The organism is Azospirillum sp., assembly GCF_050789165.1.
Genome location: NZ_JBOZRT010000042.1, coordinates 1 through 3,689 on the forward strand (window position 1 = coordinate 1; position 3,689 = coordinate 3,689).

General features: G+C 68.7%; 4 protein-coding genes. 2 read left to right on the plus strand and 2 right to left on the minus strand.

Features of this window, described 5'->3' with window-relative positions; genetic code table 11:
* Positions 1-259 precede the first annotated feature (259 nt).
* A complete protein-coding gene (gene coq7 / locus ACRWK7_RS09805) occupies positions 260-877 on the plus strand; it encodes a 2-polyprenyl-3-methyl-6-methoxy-1,4-benzoquinone monooxygenase (protein WP_431856025.1) in 618 nt (205 codons plus the stop codon).
* Between the two features lie 8 nt (positions 878-885).
* Here coq7 and ACRWK7_RS09810 read toward each other — a convergent pair whose 3' ends face one another.
* Positions 886-1,335 (minus strand): OsmC family protein, encoded by a 450-nt coding sequence (locus ACRWK7_RS09810; protein ID WP_431856026.1) that lies wholly within the window; start codon positions 1,333-1,335, stop codon positions 886-888.
* Between the two features lie 278 nt (positions 1,336-1,613).
* Here ACRWK7_RS09810 and ilvA point away from each other — a divergent pair, with 278 nt between their 5' ends.
* On the plus strand, positions 1,614-3,158 hold the full coding sequence (gene ilvA / locus ACRWK7_RS09815; protein WP_431856027.1) for a threonine ammonia-lyase, biosynthetic: 1,545 nt from the start codon (positions 1,614-1,616) through the stop codon (positions 3,156-3,158).
* 7 nt (positions 3,159-3,165) lie between these two features.
* Here the strand turns inward: ilvA and ACRWK7_RS09820 are convergent, their stop codons facing one another.
* Positions 3,166-3,621 carry a type II secretion system protein N gene (locus ACRWK7_RS09820; RefSeq protein ID WP_431856028.1) on the minus strand — a complete coding sequence of 152 codons (456 nt, stop codon included), beginning with the start codon at positions 3,619-3,621 and terminating at the stop codon, positions 3,166-3,168.
* Between the last annotated feature and the right edge of the window lie 68 nt (positions 3,622-3,689).

Below are 3,689 nucleotides of genomic sequence, written 5' to 3' on the forward strand. Positions count from 1 at the left end.
CACTTTGTGCTCCCACCGGATCCCCGGGCCAACCTCCTTTTGGGAAGTTGGGCTTATTGCACCAGAGCAGCCCTGCTTTCGCAAAGTATTTAGCCTTCGACCGGGCCATTCGTTGCAGACGGACAACACCGCAAAACAGCCGAGTGGAACCCGCGCAACACCGGTGCCTTGGCGTTCCGGGATCGCCCCGGAAGCGGGTGGAGATCGCCGCCCTTTCCGCATTCGCGCCCGTCTTTGGCACCCCCCTTAAACTCGCCCCATGGACCGATTTCTCGGCGCCGCCGACAGCGCTCTGCGGACACTCTTCGCCAAGCCCCACGCCGGGCGCCCCTGCCCGATGGTTCCGGCCGACGAAACCAGGCTGCAGGAGCGGGAAGCCCGGCAGGCGGCGGCGCTCATGCGCGTGAACCATGTCGGGGAGGTCTGCGCGCAGGCGCTGTACACCGCGCAGGCGCTGGCCACGCGCGATCCGGCGCTGCGCCGCCACTTCGAGCATGCCGCCGGCGAGGAAACGGATCACCTGGCCTGGACGGCCGGCCGCCTGCAGGAACTCGGCGACCGCCCGTCCCTGCTCAACCCGCTCTGGTACGCCGGCGCCTTCGCGATCGGGCTCGTCGCCGGACGTCTCGGCGACCGTGTCAGCCTCGGGTTCGTCGTCGAGACCGAACGCCAGGTCGAGGCCCATCTCGAGAGCCACATGCAACGCCTGCCGCCGGGAGACCACGCGTCGCGGGCGATCGTCGCGCAGATGAAGGACGACGAAGCGGCCCACGCCGCGCAGGCGATGCAGGCCGGGGCCGTGGAACTCCCGGCGCCCGCCCGGGCGTTGATGCGCGCCGCGGCCAAGGTCATGACCACGACCGCGCACTACATCTGAGCGCGGCGTCAGGCCGGCAGCACCTCGAAACTGGTCGTGATCGCTGCCGTTTTCGCCAGCATGATGCTGGCCGAGCAGTATTTTTCGTGGCTCATGGCAATCGCGCGCTCCACGGCCGCCGGCGGCAGGTTGTCGCCCTTCACCGTGAAGTGCATGTGGATCTTCGTGAACACCTTCGGATCGGTGTCCGCCCGCTCCGCCGTCAGCTTGACCGAACAGCCGCGCACGTCATGCCGGCCGCGCTGCAGGATCAGGACGACGTCGTAGGCCGTGCAGCCGCCGGTGCCGGCCAGCACGGTTTCCATCGGCCGCGGGGCGAGATTCTGGCCGCCCTGGGCCGGACGCGCCGGGTCGGGCGCACCGTCCATGGCCAGGACATGGCCGCTGCCGGTCTCGGCCAGGAACCCCATTCCGGAGCGAGCGCCGGTCGCACCCGTCCAACTCACCGTGCATTCCATCACTTGATCCTCGTCAATTCGCCCGGGCGGAAGTCTCAGTTTGAGACACTCGCCTGCTGCGACGCAGCAAGGCCGGGCTATACTCCCCCCAGAGCATAACGAAGTCGTTGTGCAGAGCGTCAAGGCCGCAGCCGGGCAGCACCCGGCGCGGCAGGCAAGTTGTCTCCTCCACCTCCTCCTTTGGTGGATTCAGCCCTCGGACCGCAAGGTTCGGGGGCTTTTTTCTGGCCGTGCCGTGCCAGGGTACCGCTGAGCAGCGGTCTTATCATTGATCGGCCATGCCCAAGCACCTCACACCGGCCGACTACCTCAAGAAGATCCTCACGGCACGGGTCTACGACGTGGCCGTCGAATCGCCGCTGGAGCCCGCCAGGAACCTCAGCCGACGCCTGCACAACAAGGTGCTTCTCAAGCGCGAGGACCAGCAGCCGGTCTTCAGCTTCAAGCTGCGCGGCGCCTACAACAAGATGGCGCACCTGGCCCCGGAGCAGCTCGAACGCGGGGTCATCTGCGCGTCGGCGGGCAACCACGCGCAAGGGGTGGCGCTGTCGGCGCACCGGCTCGGCGCCCGCGCCGTCATCGTCATGCCGGTGACGACCCCGCAGGTGAAGATCGACGCCGTCAGGGCGCTCGGTGGCGAGGTGGTGCTGCACGGGGAGAGCTATTCCGACGCCTACCTGCACGCGGTGGAACTCGAACGGGAGCAGGAGCTCACGTTCGTCCACCCGTTCGACGACCCGGACGTGATCGCCGGCCAGGGCACCATCGCCATGGAAATCCTGCGCCAGCACCAGGGGCCGCTCGACGCGGTGTTCGTCGCCATCGGCGGCGGCGGCCTGATCGCCGGCGTGGCCAGCTACATCAAGGCGGTGCGACCGGAGATCAAGGTGATCGGCGTCCAGATGAGCGACTCGGATGCCATGACCCAGTCGGTGGCCGCCCGCAAGCGCGTCACGCTCGGCGAGGTTGGCCTGTTCTCGGACGGCACCGCCGTGAAGCTGGTCGGCGAGGAAACCTTCCGCCTCGCCCGCGACCTGGTCGACGAGTACATCCGCGTCGACACCGACGCCGTGTGCGCGGCGATCAAGGACGTCTTCGTCGACACGCGCTCGATCGTGGAGCCCGCCGGCGCGATGTCGGTGGCGGCGATCAAGCAATACGTCTCGGAGCGCAAGACGCGTGGCGAAACGTATGCCGCGATCCTGTGCGGCGCCAACATGAATTTCGACCGGCTGCGCTTCGTCGCCGAGCGGGCCGAGGTCGGCGAGGAGCGCGAGGCGCTGTTCGCCGTCACCATCCCCGAGGAACGCGGCAGCTTCAAGCGCTTCTGCGGCCTGATCGGCGCGCTGCCCGGCGGGCCGCGCAACGTCACCGAATTCAATTACCGGATCAGCGATGCGCAGCACGCCCATGTGTTCGTCGGCGTGACGACCCACGGCAAGGGTGAGTCCGCGCGCATCGCCGCCAATTTCACGCGGCACGGATTCGAGGCGCTCGACCTCACCCACGACGAACTCGCCAAGGAACACATCCGGCACATGGTCGGAGGTCATTCGGGGCTGGCGCAGGACGAGCGGCTGCTGCGCTTCGTGTTCCCGGAGCGTCCGGGCGCGCTGATGAAGTTCCTGTCGCACATGCAGCCCGGCTGGAACATCACGCTGTTCCACTACCGCAACCAGGGCGCCGACTACGGCCGCATCCTCGTCGGGCTGCAGGTGCCCAGGAGCGACAACAAGGCCTTCAAGGAGTTCCTCGCGACGCTGGGTTACCCGTGCGTGGAGGAAACCGACAACCCGGTCTATCGCCTGTTCCTGCGCACCTGAGCGCGCGTCACTTGCGCGGCGGCAACTCGAGGGTCAGCACGGCCGCGCCGTCGCCGCTCTGCGCCAGCACGGCGCGCCGGCCCTGCACCGACTGCAGCACCACGCCATCCTCGATGGCGGCGCCGACGCGGTACGGCTTGGCCGGCTTGCCGTCGACCGAGATGAGGGCGACGCCCTTCTGCGAAGCGGCGCCCGCCACGACGCCGACGAGCATCAGGCGGCTGGCGAGGGCTGGCGCAGCCGGCGCCGCGGCGGTGGCGGCGGCGGGACTGGCGCCGAGCAAGCGGGCCACGGCGGCCGGATCGGCCGCAACGGGCGTGCGGGTGACGGCGGGCGCGAGCGGCGCGGCCCCCGACCGCGCCGACATCCTGAGTCCCCAGAAGACGGCGCTGGCAGCCACCAGGGCCCACAGGAGGAAGGTCGTGCCCGCCACGGCCCACCGGCTCTGCATATTCGTCACCATGCGGCGATTATCATTGAAGCGATTGGATCCACACCCGCAATGAACTCCCTGACCATCGCCCTGCGCCG